Raw genomic sequence first — 18,404 nt, 5'->3', positions numbered from 1 at the left:
TTGTCGTGGTGACATCCCAAGCCACCGGCGCCATCGACGTGGTGAGCGAGTGCGGCGCCGCCGCACAGGATCTGGATCCGGCGGCGTCGTCGCAACGGCGGCGGGTCATGGTTGAGGGTGAGGTCACCGAGGTGACGTTCTCCCCGGCCACGGAGGCTCCGCGGTACCAAGCCGTGCTCCACGTGCAGAACCAACCGCCGCAGGAACTGGGCCGCGCCGATTCCTACATCAAACTGCTCTGGCACGGTCAGCGCAGCGTCCCAGGCGTCATGGCGGGCACGAAACTGCGGTGCGTGGCCGTGGTGTCCTTCACCGATTCGGTGCCGACCATGTACAACCCTCGTTACGAGATCATCACTCCCAAAAGGATCAACCGGTGAGCCACGGAACACCCCCGCCCCCGGAGCACTCCGGTGAGCAGGAAGACAACGATCGGCCCGAGCGGCCGCCGTCCATGGAACAGGCCATGGGGGACTATGCGGCGCGGGCCGGGCTGAGGCGCGATGAACACGGCCAGCTGGACGTGCTTCACGCGGTGGGCGGCTGGCGCGGGCTGATCGAGGCGGTGCTGCCCGGCCTGATCTTCCTGGTCGTGTTCCTGCTGACCCAGCAACTGGGCATCGCCCTGATCGCGTCTCTGGCCACCGCGGCGGTCTTCGCGGTTCTGCGCCTGGCGCAGCGGCAATCCTTGATGCAGTCGATCACCGGACTGATCGGTGTGGCGGTGTGCGCGCTGTTCGCCCGAGCCGGTGGCCAGGCCCTTGATTACTACGTACCCGGTTTCTTCATCAACATCGCGTGGTTCATTGGGCTGTCCATTTCCACCGCGGTCGGCTGGCCGTTGCTGGGCGTGTTTTACGGCTACGTGCGCGGTGAAGGGATGGAGTGGCGCAAGGACCGACGCCGCCGCACGGCCTATCAGCGCGCCACCCTGTTGCTGATCGGCATGTTCGCGGCGCGGCTGCTCGTGCAGGTGCCGTTGTACTTCGCGGAGAACGTGGCCGCGCTGGGTGTCACTCGGTTGGTGATGGGCGTTCCGCTGTACGCGTTGGTGTTGTGGCTCGGGTGGATGATGACCCGGCCCGTTCGGCCTCTTCGGGACGGTCCTCGGTAACCTCAACCTCCGGGACGTCCTGGGCCGTGGTGAACATGGCCCGCAACTGTTCCTCACCCTCAGCGGTGGAGATGAAGAACAGTTCGTCCGCACCTTCCAGAACGTCATCGCCGGAGGGCGTGATGGGCACACCGTCGCGCAGAATGGCCACGAGCGCGACCTCCGGTGGCCACGGCACCTGGGACACCATGGACGCGACCACAGGGTGCTCCCTCGGCACCGTGTAGGCGGCCAGCGTGGCACCACCGGTTTGCAAACTCAACAGCCGCACCACGTCACCCACCTCCACGGCCTCTTCCACGAGGGCCGTCATGAGCCGCGGAGTGGACACGGCAACGTCCACGCCCCACGCGTCGTCGAACAACCACTCGTTCTTGGGATTGTTCACCCGACCCACGGTGCGGGGAACCCCGAACTCGCTGCGCGCCAGGAGCGAAACCACCAGATTGGCCTTGTCGTCACCGGTCGCCGCGACGACGACGTCCGCTTCCTCGGTCTTGGCGCGTTGCAGCACCTCCAGGTCACATGCGTCACCCACGACCCACTGGGTGCCGCGCAGGTTCGACCGGCCAATCACCTCCGACGTCGCATCGATCACCACGATCTCGTGGCCGTGGGACACCAGTTCCCGGGCGATCGAGGACCCCACGGATCCACCACCCACGACAATGACTCTCATGACCGCTCCCGTCCGTGCCCGCGTTCTTCGGTGGCGGCCAGGGCCACTGCTTCCATGACCTCGTCCGAGGGCGGGCGGGACAGGACTCTGGCCACGTTCTCGACGTCTTCCACGCGCATCATGGCGTGCACGATATCTCCCTGCTGGTAGCTGGAATCCGACGCCGGAAGAATGCCCTCCCCGAACCGTGTCACAAAGGCCACCCGCACCCCGGCCGCTTCTTCAATGCGGTCCAGGTGCAGACCGGACCACGACTCGTGCAGCGGCAACTCTCCCAGCTGCAACCGCCCCGACGCCTCTCGGAAGTCACCCGTGATCGCGTGCTCCGGCAGGATGCGCCGCAACACTTGATCCGAACTCCACCGCACGGACGCCACCGTGGGAATCCCCATGCGCTGGTAGAACTCCGCGCGGCTGGGGTCGTAGATGCGAGCCACGACGTGCTTGACCTTGAACGTCTCACGGGCCACCCGGGCGGCAATGATGTTCGAGTTGTCACCGCTGGACACCGCCGCGAACGCGTAGGCGTCCTCGATGCCCGCCCGGCGCAAAACATCACGGTCGAAACCGTGGCCGGTGACCTTTTTGCCACCGAAGGACGGCCGGAGCTTTCGAAAGGCCCGATCGTCCTGATCAATGACCGCCACTGTGTGGCCGGAATCCTCAAGGGCGTGCGCAATGGAGATCCCCACGCGGCCGACACCCATGATCACAAAATGCGCCATGTCGCACAGCATAATTCTCCGGGCTTCGGGACAAGACCCCCGCGAGGTACTAGCGTGTTGAATCGTGCACCTGTCCCAACTTGCCCGCCGCGTACTCGTAGGTAAACCACTTCACAACGAGCGCGCCGGCGGAACCCTGCTCCGCAACCGTGCGGCACTTCCGGTCTTCGCCTCCGACGCCTTGTCATCGGTGGCCTACGCACCGGACGAAATCGTGCTGACCCTGGCCCTCGCGGGCACCGCGGCCATCGCCATTTCACCCTGGGTGGGAATCGTGGTGCTGGTGGTGCTGATCGTTCTGATTACCGCCTACCGACAGAACGTGCGAGCCTATCCGTCCGGCGGTGCGGACTTCGAAATCGCCTCCAAGAACCTGGGCCGGCCCTCCGGTGCCATGGTGGGCGCGGCCCTGCTGGTGGATTACACGCTGGTCGTGGCGGTGTCGATGTCAGCGGCGGCGCAGTACGTCGCCTCCGCGGTGCCGTGGTTCGTGGGTCATCAGGTGTGGGTGGCCCTGGCGGGTATTGCAATCGTCGGACTCCTCAATCTGCGCGGACTCCAGTTCATGGGACGGGCATCCACCGTGCCCACGTACGCGTTCGTGGGAGTGGTGCTCCTACTCATCGTTGCCGGGCTGGTACAGAACGTAACCGGAACTTTGGACCGAGCGCCGTCGGCGGACTACGAGGTTCTGCCCGCCGCGGGAATGGAGGCGGGCCTGGTGGGACTGGCCGGTGCGGTGCTGGTGCTGCGAGCGTTCTCCTCGGGCGCGGTGGCCGTGACCGGTGTGGAAACCATCACCAATTCGGTGCCCTATTTCCGCAAACCCAAGGCCCTCAATGCCGCTCGCACGCTGGCCTATCTGGGCGCATTGTCCACCGTGTTGCTGCTGGGCGTGCTGTATCTCACGCGGGAAACCCGCGCGGTCGTGGTCATGAACGCGGACGAGCAACTGCTGATCAACGGTCAGCGTCCCGGCGAAGAGTTCTTTCAGGTGCCGATCCTCGGTCAGCTCGCCCAGACCATTGCGGGTGAGGACTCCGTGTGGTTCTTCGTGCTGGTGGCCGTCACCGTGGGTGTGCTGTTCATGGCCGCCAACACCGCATTCTCCGGCTTCCCCACGCTGGCCTCGCGACTGGCCAGCGCGGCCCTGCTCCCGCGACAACTGCAGTCACGCGGAGACCGCTTCGCCTTCACGAACGGCATTGTGCTGCTCTCGATCGTCGCGGCACTGTTCACGGTGATCTTCGACGCGAACGTCAACAGCCTGATCCAGTTGTACGTGGTGGGCGCATTTTTCGCGTTCACCCTGACCCAGGCCGGCATGGTGCGGCACTGGGCGCGTGTGCGGCGCACTCGCACCTCGAAAGCCACGACCCGGCAGTTGACCGTGCGGCAGGGAGTCGCCGTGGTGGCCCTGATCTTCTGCGCGGCCGTATTCGTGGTGGTGCTGGGAACCAAACTTTCGCAGGGAGCCTGGTTGACGATCGTTGCCATTGCGCTGCTCACGCTGTGGATGCGGGCCATCGGCCACCACTACTCGGAAGTGGACCGAGAACTCGAGGTCGATCCGGAATCACCGGTCCGCGCGTTGCCCTCCCGCGTGCACGCGCTGATCGTGGTGACATCGGTCCGCAAGCCCGTGGTGCGCGCCCTGACCTACGCCCGGGCCTCCCGGCCGTCCACGCTGGAGGCCGTGGTCGTGGACACCGACCGCGCCCGCACCGAAGATGTCCTGCGGCAATGGCAGCGGCTGGAATTCCCGGTCCCCATCACGGTCCTCGCGTCCCCGTACCGTGACAGCATCGGCCCCGTGATCTCCCACGTGCGCAGCATCCGCAAGAAATCACCGCGTGACTTGGTGATCGTCTACCTGCCCGAATATGTTGTGGGACGCGGTTGGGAACGGTTCCTGCACAACCAAGCCATCCGACCGCTCAAGACACGACTACATTTCGAACGAGGCGTCATGATCGCCTCCGTTCCCTGGCACCTGGAATCGGTGCGCGAACTACGACTCACGGAGAATCAAGGATGACCGAAGACCAACCCGACACCGCCGACCAGTTGACGCTCCGGCTCACCGGGGTAGCCCACGGAGGGCACATGGTGTCGCGTTCGCCGGAGGGGCGCGTGGTGTTCGTTCGCCACGGTGCCCCGGGGGAGCTGGTGCGGGTCCGCCTCACGGATCGAGGTGAGGACGCCAAGTTCTGGCGCGGTGACGTGGTCGAGGTTCTCGAGGCCTCCGAAGGCCGGCGGGGAGAGCACCCGTGGGCAGCGGCGGACGCGGTGTCGGCGGCGCGGGAGGAGCGATTGCCCGTGGGCGGGGCCGAATTCGGGCACCTCACCCTGGAGGCCCAGCGCGAACTCAAGCGCTCCGTGGTCGCCGAGCAGCTTGATCACCTTGCCGGAATCGACTGGCGGGGACAGGTCGCCGCGGTCGAGGACGAAACCTCGGATGGCACCGGCTGGCGCACCCGCCTGCACCTGGACGTTGCCGAGGACGGGACCGCGGGCATGTACCCGCACCGTTCCAACGAACTGATTCCGATCACCGACATGCCACTGGCCACGCCGGTCATTCAGTCACTGGCCCCGTGGGAACTGTCCGTACCCGGCGCGTCGCGGTTGGATGTCGCCGCGCCGGCCAACGGAAGCCGTCCGTTGCTGCACGTGAGTCTGCGCGCGCGTCAGGACCCCGACGCACTGGCCGAACTGCGCCGTCACCTGGCCGCGTGGGGGAGTGAGCACGAGGTCTCGGTGACCGCGCAGTCCCCGGAAGATCGGGAGATCCAGACCTGGGTCGGTGAACCGGTTGTCCGCGAAACCCTCGACATGCCCGCCGGTGAATCGCTGACGTGGCGAGTGAGTCCCACCGGGTTCTGGCAGATCCACCGCAGCGCCCCGAGCACGCTGGTCGATGCGGTGCTCGCGGCCGCGCAGATGGGGCCCGGGGACACGGTGTGGGATCTCTACAGCGGCGCTGGCCTGTTCACCGCCGCTGCGGCGCCCTTGGTGGGTCCGGACGGTCAGGTCTTCGCGGTGGAAGGCTCCCCGGTCACCTCCGCGGATGCCCGCGTGAACCTCTCGGAGCTGGATCATGTGCGGGTCACCCGCGGCGATGTGGCTCGGATTCTCACGGGCCGCAACCCCGCACGACGCCGCCACGGGGCCTCCCGGGGCCACAAACGTCCCGCGGTGCGCGCCCCTCAGCCGGACATCGTGATCCTGGACCCACCGCGCTCGGGTGCGGCCAAGGAAGTGCTCGCGGCCATCGACGCCGTCGAACCCCGCACGATCGTGTACGTCGCGTGTGATCCCGCGGCGCTCGGTCGCGACCTCGGTCGGTTGTCCCGGCGCGGGTGGAAAGTGGTCAACATCAGGGCCTTCGATCTGTATCCCAACACCCATCACGTTGAGGCCGTGGCGGTGCTGCGGCGCAATGAATGATCCCGAGCCGAATCTCCCGGTCAGGGGAAGTGGCACAGGCTACACTGTGGGGTGACCGTTCGTGCGCGCCCGGGGTGCTTCTCGCGCTCCGTTGACAGCTGCGAACGCATTCAAACGGTGGCGAGAGGAGTTCCACACCATGACTGTGGACAGCTTTGGAGCCAAAGGCGTACTCAACGTCGGCGGCACCGACTATGAAATTTTCCGACTCAATGCACTTGAGGGGGCCAAGAAACTCCCTTACAGCTTGAAAGTTCTGCTCGAGAACCTGCTGCGCACCGAAGACGGTGCCAACGTGACCGAGAAGCACATCGAAGCCCTGGCCAACTGGGATCCCGAGGCCCAGCCCAACACGGAGATTCAGTTCACCCCTGCCCGTGTCATCATGCAGGACTTCACCGGCGTTCCCTGCATCGTGGACCTTGCCACGATGCGCGAGGCCGTTGCGGAACTCGGCGGCGATGCATCCCGCGTGAACCCCCTGGCTCCTGCCGAGCTGGTCATTGACCACTCCGTGCAGATCGATGCCTTCGGTTCCACGGACGCCATTGAGCGCAATATGGACATCGAGTACCAGCGCAACGGTGAGCGGTACCAGTTCCTGCGCTGGGGCCAGACCGCATTTGACGACTTCAAGGTCGTTCCCCCTGGCATGGGTATCGTGCACCAGGTCAACATCGAGAACCTCGCCCGCGTGGTCATGACCCGCGAGGTCGATGGCACCGTTCGTGCCTACCCGGACACCTGCGTGGGTACCGACTCCCACACCACCATGGAAAACGGCATCGGCGTGTTGGGTTGGGGCGTTGGCGGTATCGAGGCAGAGGCCGCAATGCTGGGCCAGCCCATCTCCATGCTGATCCCGCGCGTGGTGGGCTTCAAGCTCACCGGCGAGATCCCCTCCGGCGCTACCGCGACCGACGTGGTGTTGACCATCACCGAGATGCTGCGTGAGCACGGTGTGGTGGGCAAGTTCGTGGAGTTCTACGGCGAGGGCGTGGCAGCTGTGCCCCTGGCCAATCGCGCCACCATCGGCAACATGTCGCCCGAGTTCGGTTCGACCGCCGCGATCTTCCCGATCGACGAGGTCACCATGGACTACCTGCGCCTGACCGGCCGCTCCGAGGAGCAGGTCGCTCTGGTCGAGGCGTACACCAAGGAACAGGGCATGTGGCACGACCCCTCGGAGGAGATCGCATTCTCCGAGTACCTCGAGCTGGACCTGTCCACCGTGGTTCCCTCGATCGCCGGCCCCAAGCGCCCGCAGGACCGCATCGAGCTCACTCGTTCCAAGCCGCAGTTCCGTGACGATCTGGTCAACTACGTTGAGGGCCAGGAAATCGTCAAGGACCGCAGCGAGAACGGCACCTCGTTCCCCGCTTCGGACTCCCCGTCCCACGACGCCACCGAGGAGCAGGACGCTTCCGAGCGCCCCCGCGACCACGACGTACAGGATGTCGAAGGCCGAGCGTCCAACCCGATCAAGGTCAACATGGAGGACGGCCGCGAGTTCGAGTTGGACCACGGTGCAGTCTCGATCGCCTCGATCACCTCGTGCACCAACACCTCCAACCCGTCGGTCATGATGGCTGCTGCCGTGCTGGCACGCAACGCCGTGGCCAAGGGTCTCAAGGCCAAGCCGTGGGTCAAGACCTCCATTGCTCCGGGTTCCAAGGTCGTCACCGATTACTACGAGAAGTCCGGCCTGGTCCCGGATCTGCAGGAGCTCGGCTTCTACATCGTGGGTTACGGCTGCACCACCTGCATCGGTAACTCCGGTCCGCTGGAGCCCGAGATCTCCCAGACCATCCAGGACAACGATCTCGCGGTCACCTCGGTGCTGTCGGGTAACCGTAACTTCGAGGGTCGCATCAACCCGGACGTCAAGATGAACTACCTGGCCTCCCCGCCGCTGGTCATCGCGTACGCCCTGGCCGGCACCATGGACTTCGACTTCGAGAACGAAGCCCTGGGTCAGGACTCCGAAGGTAACGACATCTACCTCAAGGACATCTGGCCGAACCCGACCGAGGTCCAGGAGATCATCGATCGTTCGATCGACACCGAGATGTTCACCACCGAATACGGCACCATCTTCGACGGTGACGAGCGGTGGCAGAACCTTGAGACCCCGACCGGCGACGTGTTCGAGTGGGATCCCAACTCCACCTACGTGCGCAAGCCACCGTACTTCGACGGCATGTCCATGGAGACAACCCCGGTCGAGGACATCAAGGGCGCTCGCGTGCTCCTGAAGCTGGGCGACTCGGTCACCACCGACCACATCTCCCCGGCAGGTTCCTTCAAGTCGGACACCCCGGCCGGTAAGTACCTGATCGAGAACGGTGTGGAGCGCAAGGACTTCAACTCGTACGGTTCCCGTCGTGGTAACCACGAGGTGATGATCCGCGGCACGTTCGCGAACATCCGCATCAAGAACCAGTTGCTGGACGGCGTGGAGGGTGGCTTCACCCGCGACTTCACGCAGGCAGACGGCCCGCAGTCCACGGTGTACGACGCTTCCGTGAACTACCAGGAAGCCGGCGTTCCGCTGGTCGTGCTGGGCGGTAAGGAATACGGTTCCGGCTCCTCGCGTGACTGGGCCGCCAAGGGCACCTCGCTGTTGGGCGTGCGCGCGGTCATCACCGAGTCCTACGAGCGTATTCACCGTTCCAACCTGATCGGTATGGGTGTGCTGCCGCTGCAGTTCCCCCAGGGCGAGTCCGCTGACTCGTTGGGCCTGGACGGCACCGAGACTTTCGACATCGAGGGTGTGACCGCTCTGAACGAGGGCGAGACCCCCAAGACCCTGAAGGTCACCGCCACCAAGGAAGACGGTTCCATCGTGGAGTTCGACGCCGATCTGCGCATCGACACCCCGGGTGAAGCCGATTACTACCGCAACGGTGGCATCCTGCAGTACGTGCTGCGTCAGATTGCCAAGTAAGGCATTCGCGGCCTGACAACCCGGCCGACGGTCCTCTCGAGGATCGTCGGCCGGGTTGTTTCATCAGGTGCCTGTGCAGTGCTGTCGGTGATGACGAGTAAGATCGAACGGTACGTCGGGGCAGACCGACAGTCTGCTGTCGACCGACACCGCACTGACCGATCCCGAATTTTCAAGGCACGGAGAGCACGCAATGACGCTTCTGGAGACCATCAAGAGCCCGGCAGACCTCAAAGGACTGGACGCCGCGGCTCTCGAGCAACTGGCTGCGGACATTCGCTCGTTCCTGATCACGCACGTGGCCGCGACCGGTGGTCATCTGGGACCCAACCTGGGTGTGGTCGAACTGACACTTGCCCTGCATCGGGTCTTCGATTCACCGCGTGACTCCATCGTGTTCGACACCGGTCACCAGTCCTACGTTCACAAGCTCGTGACGGGGCGCCAAGACTTCTCTACGCTGCGCCAACAGGGCGGCCTGGCAGGCTACCCGGACCGCGGCGAATCCGAACACGACATCGTGGAGTCCTCACACGCGTCGTCGTCCATGTCATGGGCGGACGGTATCTCGCGCGGTTACCAGATGACCGGCCAGCACGATCGCCACACCGTGGCCGTGATCGGCGACGGCGCCCTGACCGGCGGTATGGCCTGGGAAGCCGTCAACAACATTGCCTCGGACAAGAACCGCAAGGTCGTGATCGTCGTCAACGACAACGGCCGTTCCTACGCGCCCACCGTGGGTGGTTTCGCCAACCGGCTGCAGGAACTTCAGGCGAGCGTGCAGCAGGGCGTGGACGCCGTGCGTACCGACCGCCGCTACGAGCAGACCATGGACAAGGTCAAGGGTTTGCTCCAGGAATCCGGTCACTTGGGATCGGCCGTGTACCGGGGTCTGCACGGGATGAAGCAGGGCATCAAGGACGTGGTGGTCCAGCAGGGGATCTTCGAGGACCTCGGCATGAAGTACGTGGGCCCGATCGACGGCCACGATCTGGACGCCATGGAACAGGCGCTGAGTAACGCCAAGAACTTCGGTGGCCCGGTCATCGTGCACGCGATCACCGAGAAGGGCCACGGGTACCTGCCCGCCCGACTCGACGAGAACGACCAGTTTCACTCCGTGCCGGTCATTGATCCGTCCACGGGCAAACCGACCGCGACGTCGTCCTCCCGGACCTGGACCCACGTGTTCCGTGACGAGATTGCGGCCATCGCGGACGAACGCGAAGACATCGTGGGTATTACGGGCGCCATGCTCATTCCGATGGGACTGCAGAAGATGCAGTTGGCCCACCCGGATCGCGTGGTGGACGTCGGAATTGCCGAGCAACATGCCCTGACCATGGCCGCGGGAATGGCCTTCGGCGGACTGCATCCCGTGGTGGGGCTCTACGCCACCTTCCTGAACCGTGGTTTTGACCAACTGCTCATGGACGTGGCGTTGCACAAGGCCGGTGTGACCGTGGTGCTGGACCGCGCCGGCGTCACCGGTCCGGACGGGCCCAGCCACCACGGCATGTGGGACCTCGCGCTGTTGCAGATCATTCCCGGACTGCACTTGGCCGCGCCCCGCGACGAGGCCACCATGGTGGAGGAACTGCGCGAAGCCGTGGCCGTCGAGGACGCACCCACCGTGGTGCGCTATCCCAAGGGAACGGTGGGAGCGCCGTCGCCGGCGTTGGAGCGCTTACCGGACGGCGTGGACGTGCTGGTGCGCAATGGCGACCCGACCGAGCCCGGCACCGATCGCCGGGACGTGCTGATCGTAAGCGTGGGTGCCATGTGCGACATCAGCCAGGAGGTGTCCGAGCGACTGGCTGCCCACGGTGTGTCCTCCACGGTCGTGGACCCGCGGTGGGTGCTTCCGGTGGCCAAATCCGTGGTCGAGCTTGCGGCGCAGCACCGCATCGTCGTGGTCATCGAGGACGGTGTGCGGGCCGGTGGTATCGGCTCACTCATCCGTCAGGAAATGCGGTCCGCCGGAGTGGATACCGCTCTCAACGAGGTGGGCCTGCCCACCGAGTTCCTGGCCCACGCGAGCCGTGAACAGATCCTGGAGCGGACCGGACTCACCGCGCAGCGCATCGCCCAGAACACACTGTCCTCCGTGCTCGGCACCCGGGTTCCCTATGCTCGACCCGCCGACGAGGAAAAAGTACGCGCCACCCAGACCAGCCAGATGCGGCGGGTGGACGGCGCGTAAGCAGGCGGGCCTGGGCCTTCCGGCCCGCGGGCGTCAAGCCCGGGCCGTTGGAACCGGTCACCCCACGATGATGCGGTCGCCCTGAACCGTGACCGGGTATTCGACGAGTCCACTGGTCGCGGGACCGCCCTGCACATCACCGGTGGCCATGTCGAACGTGGAGCTGTGGCACGGGCACACGTAACTCTTGTTGGCGGGATTCACCACGCAACCCTCATGGGGGCACACGGGGGAGAAGGCCTTGAAGGTGCCCTCGGTGGGCTGGCCCACAACGGCCTGCAGGCCGTCTTTTTCAACCTTCAGGCCCTGGCCCACCGGAACGTCCGAGGTCGCAGCTACGTCCACGGGGCTAGTGGGTGCCTGGGGCGTGGCCGGGTCGCTGGATTCCTGATCGGAGCCACCGCAAGCGCTCAGTCCGACCGCGGCAACTGAAGCGAGTCCCGCAGCACCCATCACGCGGCGTCGCGTGGGCAAGCCGGAGGTATCTGCGGTGTCGGACGGTTGATGACGTTCGGTGCTCAAGGGGACCCTCTCTACGGTGTGGTTGCCATCAGTCTAGGATTTCGACCCTGGCAATTTGGTGCGACTGGCCGAGAGCCCGTGCGTCAACCCTGAGGGCCACGGCAAAGATCAGTAGGATGTGTATTAGCCAAGGGGCGCCATGATGGCTGCCTCGAAGGAATGAAAGGAATCAAGATGATCAAGCGTCTCGCTTTTGTCGCCGGTTTCGGTGTTGGTTTTGTCGTGGGTTCCGCCTCGGGCCGTAAGAGCTACGAGTCCCTGCGCGAGAGCGCCATCAACACCTGGAACGACCCCAAGGTCCAGGACAAGGTCGCTGAAGGTACCGACTGGGTCAAGGCCGAGGTTCCCGTGGTGGGCGGTAAGCTCGCCGAGACCGCGCAGAAGGCAGCCGGCACTGTGTCCTCCAAGGCTCAGGAAGGCGCTTCGGCCGTCAAGGACAAGGCTCAGGGTGGTGCCGCATCGGTGAAGGCCAAGGTCGGTTCCAACTCTTCCGATGCTGATCTCCCCAAGCCCGTGACCACCGAGAAGGACGTGGACATGGACGCCGCAGAGCCGGCTCCCACCAAGGACGACATGAAGAACTGACGTCTGTCCGTCACAGACGAGTGGCCGCGCATCCCCCGGGATGCGCGGCCACTGTCATCTGCGGGTGATCTGGTGTGCAGACCTTGTTCAGACCCGCCTGGTCCTAGCGCGGCGGTGTCTATTGCTGTTCGGATGTCCCGGTACTCGTGTCGGGCTCTGTACCCGAAGGGGAGTCGTCCGCGTGTTTCTCCGCGCGACGCTGGGCTCGCAGTTCACGCCACGTGCGGCCGATGACCGGAGTGACCTGCTCGACCTGCCATTGCCGGACGCCTAGCTCTGTGAGGCGCTGCGCCACGGCGTCGTCCGAGGTGGAGCGGGGCGGCTGCCAGCAGAACCGACGGAGCAACTCGGGCGTGACCAAGTTTTCGGTGGGCATGCCCACGGTTTCCGCGTGTTCCGCCACGGCGGGTTTGATGGCCTTGAGCCTCGCGGCGGCCTCCGGTCGCTTGGTGTCCCAGCCCTTGACCGGCGGAAGTGCGTCCGAGGGAACGTTGTGGGGTACGGGATCTTCCGTCAGCCGCGCCTCCTGGACCGCCGTCAACCAGCGGGGGGCCTCACGGGAAGCGGAGCGGCCGTGGAACCCGGGGGTCGCGAGCAATTGCGGCACCGTGCGCGGCATGGCGTTCGCGGCGGCAATGATGGCCGAGTCGGGCAGTAGCCTGCTGGGGGAGAGGTCCTTGTGCTTGGCCAGGTTCTCGCGAGCGGTCCACAGGTTGCGCACGGCGGTGAGCTTGCGACGGCCACGGAGGTTGCCGATCCCGTGAGTGCGGCGCCACGGATCCTTCCGCGGCGGGGGAGTTGGCGCGGTGCGCACCGCCTCGAATTCCTGCCGGGCCCAGTCGAGTTTGCCGGCTTCGACGAGCCGCTCCTCGGTGGCCCAGCGCAGCTGAACCAGGACCTCGACGTCGAGTGCAGCGTAATTGAGCCAATCCTGGGGGAGTGGCCGCTTGGACCAGTCCACGGCCGAGTGTTCCTTGGAGAGTGTGAATCCGAGCAGCTCCTCGGTCATCGAGGCCAGGCCCACTTTGCGTAGTCCCAGCAACCGACCGCCCAATTCGGTGTCGAACAAGATGTCGGGAGTCATGTCCAGATCCCGCAGACAGGGCATATCCTGCGTGGCGGCGTGGAGGACCCATTCGACGCCGCTCAGGGCCTCGTTCACGCTGGCCAGCGATCCCACGGCCTCGGGGTCGATCAGAATGGTGCCGGCGCCCTCACGGCGGATCTGAACCAGGAACGCTCGTTGTCCGAAGCGGAACCCGGATGCCCGTTCCGTGTCGATCGCCACGGGGCCGGTGGCTTCTGCCAGTTGTTCTGCTGCGCGAGCCAGACCGCGTGCCGTATCCACCACGCGGGGGATACCCTCGGCGGGCCCGTTCAGGTGAACCGTTGTGGGGACATGGAAATCCTCGAACCCCTCGACCACCACTTCGGTGGATTGGGGCTCGCGCGGCGGCCTGGCAGATTGATCACTCACGGTGTTTATGAGAATTCCTGACAAATGGATCGATAACTGTTGTACCTACCGTACTGCCACTGAACCCGTCAGTAGGTGTGATCCACTACAAATACGTCACGCCTTCGCTGTACGGGGGAAGACCCGTGGCGGTGCACAGTAATTCTGACCAGGCCTCCACATGGGCGGCGGCCCAGTTCTGCGGTTCGTACTCGGTGAGCGGAGTCCAGGACGCGCGGACCTCGATTTCCACGCTGTCGGTGTTTTCGCGCAGAGAGCCGAAACCCTTCTCCATGGTGCGCGAGGCCGTGCCACCCTCGGCCATGTAGTGAGCACCGCTGCCGTCCAGGGCGTCGGTGAGCCAGGACCAGCTGACATCGGTCAGTAATTCGTCACGTCCGATATCCAGGTCCATGTGCGCCCGGAACCAGCTGACGATTCGGAAGGACCCGCCCCACGGCCCGGGCCGGGTGGGGTCGTACAACATGACGAATCGCCCGGTGGTGGGCGCCTGTGTTTGCTCCGGACTTCGCATTGCGCGGAGGGTTCTCCGTTGAATTCGGCCCACTTCTGCGGCAATGGAGATTGCGTGCGGTGCCAGTCCGTTCGGCGGCGCGATGCGGGCCAGGGAAACCTCAGGGCGGGTGCGTGCACGACCGAGAGATCGCACTGCCGTGCGAAATTCCTCCGGGGTGCCGTTCAGCTCGCTTACCGCGCTCACAACGCTCACATTAGCCAGTGAGTCGGTGAGGGTGAGGGGAGCCACGCCGTGTGCGACTCTGACGACTTCTTCGAGCCAAGGGTGACTGCGCGGTAGCTCAGTTGACCGCTAGCCGCCCTGCGACTCCGGTACCAGCCGCATGGAGACCGAATTGATGCAGTACCGCAGGTCGGTGGGTGTGTCGAAGCCTTCGCCCTCGAAAACGTGCCCCATGTGGGAGTCGCAGGCCGCGCAACGGACCTCGACGCGTTTCATGCCCATGGTCGTGTCTTCGATGTAGCGCACCCGGTCCTCGGCCAGCGGTTCGAAGAACGAGGGCCAGCCGCAGTTCGAGTGGAACTTGGTGGTCGAACGGAACAATTCCGCCCCGCAGGCGCGACATTCGTAGACACCGGTGGTTTCGGTGTCCACGTATTCGCCGGTGAAGGGGCGTTCCGTACCGCCCTGGCGCAGAACCTGGTACTCGGTGGGCGACAGCATCTCGCGCCACTGTGCGTCGGTGCGGGCGGCGGACTGTGCGGAGACCGATTCGTTGGTGGAGTTCTCAGACATGGCTTCTCCGTATCGTAGTTCGAGTTTTTGGATCGTGATGGCCGTGATGGAGCAGGCCTCTGGGTACAACACTTCACCGTCCTCCAATATGCCCGCCGGTGCCGTCCAGGGTGAACATGTCAGAATGACGACATGGCTTCGCTTCTGACTCCCGCCGGAGACGCCCCCGCCCGTTCGTGGCGACACGGTGCCATCGTGGGTGCCACGGCGAGCATCGGTGCGGCGTCCGCGACGTTCGCCCTCTCCAGTGGTCTGGCGGCACTGATCGCACGCCAAGTGGTGGTGCCTCCCAAGGTCGGTGGAAAACTCACCGTGCTGAAGCTCGAGAACGACCCAAACTCCGGTCAGCCGCTCATTACTCTGCCCGCCAACACGGACACCCGCGCCGCCGGAACCTACGCCCTGCGCTTCGACGAGGGCCAGAGCATGGCGCGCATCGGTTTCGTGGTGCGGCAGAACAACAGCACGGTCACCCGGTTGGTCGAGCGGGTCTACCGGGGTGAGTTGGAAGAGGGCAAGAAGGGTTGGTGGACCGGGACGGTCTACGCGCGCCCGGGCGACGCCGGATTCGCGTTCGAAAAGGTGGACGTGGATACGGACCTCGGTCCGGCTCCGGCATGGGTCATCCCCGCGGACGGAAACACTGACCGGACATTGCACGACGGAGTGTGGGCGGTCATGGTGCACGGCCGCGGGGCACAGCGCATGGAATGCATTCGTGGTGCCCGTGTGGCCCAGGAACTCGGGCTGCACAGTCTGATCGTCTCCTACCGCAACGATCGGGAGGCCCCCGCCACCGAGGACAACCGTTACGGCCTGGGTTTCACCGAATGGGAAGACGTCGAGGCGGGCATCGAGTACGCCTTGTCCCGAGGTGCCACGGACATCGTGCTGTTCGGTTGGTCCATGGGTGGTGCGATCGTGCTCCGCACCCTGGAACTCACGCAGTATCGCAACAAGGTTCGCGCGGTGGTGCTGGACGGTCCGGTCGTGGACTGGTTCGAGCTGGTGGCGCACCAGGCCAAGATCCACCGGATTCCGCGCCGGATCGGTCGCATGGCCACGGACCTGATCTCGCATCGGCTCGGTCCCAAGATCACCGGTCTCGCGGCACCCCTCGACCTGCATGCGTTGGATTGGCTGTCCCGCTGGGAGGACATCACCACCCCCACGCTCATCCTGCACTCCACCGACGACGAGGTGGTCCCGGTCGAGGGCTCCGTGCACCTGGCCGAGCTCAGCCCGTTCGTGGACTTCGTGGGTTTCGCCGGCGCCCGGCACACCAAGGAGTGGAACATCGACCGCAAGCGCTGGGAGCGTGCCGTGCGCGAATGGCTACCCACCAAGCTCAAGCGGCCAGCGGTGCGTACCGCCCGTCCGTCAGCCTGAGCAGGTCCTCGGGGGACAACTCGACGTCCAGCCCGCGCTGCCCACCGGAGACCAGAACGGTCGGCCGGTCCCGCGCGGATTCATCCAGCAGCGTGGGTGACGGAGTCTTCTGGCCCAGCGGCGAGATGCCACCCACCACGTAGCCGGTCCGGGTCTGAGCCGCCGACGCCGCCGCGAGACTCGCCTTCTTCCAGCCCAGTTCTCGTGCGGCTGCCTTCAGATCCACCGTGGAACTCACCGGGACCATGACCGTGGCCCAGTACTTGTCGTGGACGACCATGATGGTTTTGAACACACACGCCGGATCCTTGCCCAGAGCATGAGCTGCTTCCAGCCCGAACGATTCCGCGCGCGAATCATGCTGGTAAGGCAACGCAGTATAGGCAACCCCGGCGGCGTCGAGCACGGCAAGAGCCGCCGTGGCGGCGTGTGACGCTCGAGCCCCGGAACGCTTGCGTGCCATGCTCAGTCGGCCGATCGGGCCGCTTGCTGCTCCTTGACCTGGCGCTTGATCCGGCCCAGCATCGCGGACATCCCCCGCATGCGCAGCGGGGACACCAGCTTGGTCAGCCCGAAGCGCTCGGGCAGATCATCGGGGATCTCCAGCACGGTGGACGCGGGCAGACCGTCCAGTCCTTCGTACAGAATGGACGCGAATCCACGGGTGGTCGGAGCCTCCGCCGGCGCGGAGAAGAAGATGTTCACGCCGGGATCCTGGGTACCCTCTTCGAGCTCAACGGCCAGGAACAGCGGGGACTGGCACTCGACCACCTGCTCGAGGTCCTCCGGGTGCTCGCCGTACCGGGCGGGAAGCTCGGGAAGCGAACGGGAGAACTCGAGAAGGAGCTGGAGCTTGTCAGGTTCCGGAACGGCGTCGAAATCCTCGATCAGCTCTTGAATCTGATTCGGTAATGCGTCAGTGGTCACCGGACACCCTCCGGAGCTTCGCCGCGGGCCTCGCCCTGGGCCACGGGCACGCGCACGGCGTTGCCCCACTCGGTCCAGGAACCGTCGTAGTTGCGGACCTTGTCGAAGCCCAGCAAGTGGGTGAGCACGAACCACGTGTGGGAGGAACGCTCGCCGATGCGGCAGTAGGCGACGATGTCGTCACCGTCGGACAGGCCAACTTCTTCACGGTAGATCGCGTCCAGCTCGTCACGGGACTTGAAAGTGGCGTCCTCCGCGGCGGCACGGGCCCAGGGAACGGACGCTGCGGTGGGGATGTGACCGCCGCGCAGCGTGCCCTCCTGGGGGTAATCGGGCATGTGGGTGCGCTCGCCGGTGTACTCCTGCGGGGAACGCACGTCGATCAACGGCGTGGTGCCCAGGTTCTCCAGGACGTCCTCGCGGTAGGCGCGGATCACGGAGTCATCGCGCTCGACCACGGGGTAGTCGGTCGGAGTGACCTCGGTGGTATCGGTGGTGAGTTCGCGGCCCTCGGCTACCCACTTGTCGCGACCGCCGTTCATCAATCGGACGTCCTGGTGACCGAAGAGGGTGAAGACCCACAGAGCGTAGGCGGCCCACCAGTTGGACTTGTCGCCGTAGACCACGATGGTGTCGTCGCGGGAAATGCCCTTGCGGGACATGAGCTCCGCGAACTGCTTGCCGTCCACGTAGTCACGGGTGTCCGGCTCATTGAGATCCGTGTGCCAATCAACCTTCACGGAACCGGGGATGTGACCCGTTTCGTACAGCAGAACGTCCTCGTCCGATTCGACAACCACCACACCGGGCTTGCCCACGTTATCGGCCACCCACTGGGTGGAGACCAGCCGCTCGGGATGGGCGTACTGGGAGAAATCCTGGTTGTTCTCTGCTTCCACGGGCATGTGGAGTACTCCTCGTGTCTAGACGTGCGCGTCACGGCGCGCGGGACTTGTTTTCCAGCGTAGTGCGCCAGCGGTGGCGAATGCATGCGAGAAAGCCGCAACCGGGCGCTGCAGCGCGCGTGTTCACCACGGGCTGACCGGTAGCATCGGGGCAGGAGCAGTTAGGCTGCTCAGAATCCGTACCGATCAATGCCGTCCGGTGCCCGGTGCCCGTGAATTCGCGGGG

General features: G+C 65.2%; 17 protein-coding genes. 8 read left to right on the top strand and 9 right to left on the bottom strand.

Going from position 1 to position 18,404, the window contains the following annotated elements:
* Positions 1-5: 5 nt before the first annotated feature.
* A complete protein-coding gene (locus EWV37_RS11455; RefSeq protein WP_095798894.1) occupies positions 6-380 on the top strand; it encodes a single stranded DNA-binding domain-containing protein in 375 nt (124 codons plus the stop codon).
* On the top strand, positions 377-1,114 hold the full coding sequence (locus tag EWV37_RS11450; protein ID WP_238663229.1) for a DUF3159 domain-containing protein: 738 nt from the start codon (positions 377-379) through the stop codon (positions 1,112-1,114). The genes EWV37_RS11455 and EWV37_RS11450 overlap by 4 nt, the downstream gene beginning before the upstream one ends.
* Here the strand turns inward: EWV37_RS11450 and EWV37_RS11445 are convergent.
* Complete coding sequence (locus EWV37_RS11445; RefSeq protein WP_095798893.1) at positions 1,014-1,793, bottom strand: potassium channel family protein; 780 nt, start codon at positions 1,791-1,793, stop codon at positions 1,014-1,016. The genes EWV37_RS11450 and EWV37_RS11445 overlap by 101 nt on opposite strands.
* Positions 1,790-2,518 carry a potassium channel family protein gene (locus tag EWV37_RS11440; RefSeq protein ID WP_095798923.1) on the bottom strand — a complete coding sequence of 243 codons (729 nt, stop codon included), beginning with the start codon at positions 2,516-2,518 and terminating at the stop codon, positions 1,790-1,792. Before EWV37_RS11440 ends, EWV37_RS11445 begins: the two co-directional genes overlap by 4 nt.
* 64 nt (positions 2,519-2,582) lie before the next feature.
* Between EWV37_RS11440 and EWV37_RS11435 the strand changes: the two genes are divergently transcribed.
* The 4 genes from EWV37_RS11435 to dxs all read left to right on the top strand — a co-directional run bounded on the left by EWV37_RS11435 (position 2,583) and on the right by dxs (position 11,121).
* Complete coding sequence (locus EWV37_RS11435) at positions 2,583-4,556, top strand: APC family permease (RefSeq protein ID WP_129701685.1); 1,974 nt, start codon at positions 2,583-2,585, stop codon at positions 4,554-4,556.
* Positions 4,553-5,968, top strand: a complete 1,416-nt coding sequence (locus EWV37_RS11430; protein ID WP_129701683.1) for a class I SAM-dependent RNA methyltransferase — start codon at positions 4,553-4,555, stop codon at positions 5,966-5,968. Before EWV37_RS11435 ends, EWV37_RS11430 begins: the two co-directional genes overlap by 4 nt.
* Positions 5,969-6,107: 139 nt before the next feature.
* Positions 6,108-8,915, top strand: coding sequence for an aconitate hydratase AcnA (acnA, locus tag EWV37_RS11425; protein WP_129701681.1), 2,808 nt, complete (start codon positions 6,108-6,110; stop codon positions 8,913-8,915).
* Positions 8,916-9,108: 193 nt separating this feature from the next.
* Positions 9,109-11,121, top strand: coding sequence for a 1-deoxy-D-xylulose-5-phosphate synthase (gene dxs / locus EWV37_RS11420; protein ID WP_129701679.1), 2,013 nt, complete (start codon positions 9,109-9,111; stop codon positions 11,119-11,121).
* A gap of 57 nt (positions 11,122-11,178) precedes the next feature.
* On the opposite strand, the gene EWV37_RS11415 is transcribed toward dxs, so the two are convergent.
* A complete protein-coding gene (locus EWV37_RS11415) occupies positions 11,179-11,643 on the bottom strand; it encodes a QcrA and Rieske domain-containing protein (RefSeq protein WP_238663228.1) in 465 nt (154 codons plus the stop codon).
* 174 nt (positions 11,644-11,817) lie between these two features.
* Between EWV37_RS11415 and EWV37_RS11410 the strand changes: the two genes are divergently transcribed.
* Positions 11,818-12,228: a hypothetical protein gene (locus EWV37_RS11410; protein ID WP_095798888.1), complete on the top strand. Its 411-nt coding sequence runs from the start codon at positions 11,818-11,820 to the stop codon at positions 12,226-12,228.
* Between the two features lie 118 nt (positions 12,229-12,346).
* Here the strand turns inward: EWV37_RS11410 and EWV37_RS11405 are convergent, their stop codons facing one another.
* From EWV37_RS11405 to msrB, 3 genes are all read right to left on the bottom strand, one after another.
* Positions 12,347-13,654 carry an HRDC domain-containing protein gene (locus EWV37_RS11405; protein WP_129701722.1) on the bottom strand — a complete coding sequence of 436 codons (1,308 nt, stop codon included), beginning with the start codon at positions 13,652-13,654 and terminating at the stop codon, positions 12,347-12,349.
* 136 nt (positions 13,655-13,790) lie between these two features.
* Positions 13,791-14,405, bottom strand: coding sequence for a DUF3000 domain-containing protein (locus EWV37_RS11400; RefSeq protein WP_129701677.1), 615 nt, complete (start codon positions 14,403-14,405; stop codon positions 13,791-13,793).
* A gap of 108 nt (positions 14,406-14,513) precedes the next feature.
* A complete protein-coding gene (gene msrB, locus EWV37_RS11395) occupies positions 14,514-14,957 on the bottom strand; it encodes a peptide-methionine (R)-S-oxide reductase MsrB (protein WP_129701675.1) in 444 nt (147 codons plus the stop codon).
* Between the two features lie 132 nt (positions 14,958-15,089).
* On the opposite strand from msrB, the gene EWV37_RS11390 reads away from it, so the two are divergent.
* The gene (locus tag EWV37_RS11390; protein ID WP_095798887.1) at positions 15,090-16,346 is read left to right on the top strand and encodes an alpha/beta hydrolase family protein; all 1,257 of its coding nucleotides are present in this window, start codon (positions 15,090-15,092) and stop codon (positions 16,344-16,346) included.
* Here the strand turns inward: EWV37_RS11390 and ybaK are convergent.
* The 3 genes from ybaK to EWV37_RS11375 are packed head-to-tail and all read right to left on the bottom strand — an operon-like array spanning position 16,306 to position 18,178.
* Positions 16,306-16,809, bottom strand: coding sequence for a Cys-tRNA(Pro) deacylase (ybaK, locus tag EWV37_RS11385; protein WP_129701673.1), 504 nt, complete (start codon positions 16,807-16,809; stop codon positions 16,306-16,308). The genes EWV37_RS11390 and ybaK overlap by 41 nt on opposite strands.
* 2 nt (positions 16,810-16,811) lie before the next feature.
* Positions 16,812-17,273 carry a SufE family protein gene (locus tag EWV37_RS11380; RefSeq protein ID WP_129701671.1) on the bottom strand — a complete coding sequence of 154 codons (462 nt, stop codon included), beginning with the start codon at positions 17,271-17,273 and terminating at the stop codon, positions 16,812-16,814.
* Positions 17,270-18,178: a sulfurtransferase gene (locus tag EWV37_RS11375; RefSeq protein WP_129701669.1), complete on the bottom strand. Its 909-nt coding sequence runs from the start codon at positions 18,176-18,178 to the stop codon at positions 17,270-17,272. The genes EWV37_RS11380 and EWV37_RS11375 overlap by 4 nt, the downstream gene beginning before the upstream one ends.
* Between the last annotated feature and the right edge of the window lie 226 nt (positions 18,179-18,404).

The sequence above is a fragment of the Kocuria carniphila genome, from assembly GCF_004136555.1.
In the GTDB taxonomy this organism is placed as follows: Bacteria; Actinomycetota; Actinomycetes; order Actinomycetales; family Micrococcaceae; genus Kocuria; species Kocuria carniphila.
The sequence above is the reverse complement of the archived record's forward strand: the minus strand, read 5'-3'. Positions and strand labels throughout refer to the sequence as shown.

What these genes read in the sequence shown, in the direction of transcription:
- EWV37_RS11445 (WP_095798893.1), bottom strand. Translation starts at nt 1,793, where the DNA reads ATGAGAGTCATTGTCGTGGGTGGTGGATCCGTGGGGTCCTCGATCGCC.
- EWV37_RS11440 (WP_095798923.1), bottom strand. Translation starts at nt 2,518, where the DNA reads ATGGCGCATTTTGTGATCATGGGTGTCGGCCGCGTGGGGATCTCCATT.
- EWV37_RS11430 (WP_129701683.1), top strand. Translation starts at nt 4,553, where the DNA reads ATGACCGAAGACCAACCCGACACCGCCGACCAGTTGACGCTCCGGCTC.
- acnA (WP_129701681.1), top strand. Translation starts at nt 6,108, where the DNA reads ATGACTGTGGACAGCTTTGGAGCCAAAGGCGTACTCAACGTCGGCGGC.
- dxs (WP_129701679.1), top strand. Translation starts at nt 9,109, where the DNA reads ATGACGCTTCTGGAGACCATCAAGAGCCCGGCAGACCTCAAAGGACTG.
- EWV37_RS11410 (WP_095798888.1), top strand. Translation starts at nt 11,818, where the DNA reads ATGATCAAGCGTCTCGCTTTTGTCGCCGGTTTCGGTGTTGGTTTTGTC.
- msrB (WP_129701675.1), bottom strand. Translation starts at nt 14,957, where the DNA reads ATGTCTGAGAACTCCACCAACGAATCGGTCTCCGCACAGTCCGCCGCC.
- EWV37_RS11390 (WP_095798887.1), top strand. Translation starts at nt 15,090, where the DNA reads ATGGCTTCGCTTCTGACTCCCGCCGGAGACGCCCCCGCCCGTTCGTGG.
- ybaK (WP_129701673.1), bottom strand. Translation starts at nt 16,809, where the DNA reads ATGGCACGCAAGCGTTCCGGGGCTCGAGCGTCACACGCCGCCACGGCG.
- EWV37_RS11375 (WP_129701669.1), bottom strand. Translation starts at nt 18,178, where the DNA reads ATGCCCGTGGAAGCAGAGAACAACCAGGATTTCTCCCAGTACGCCCAT.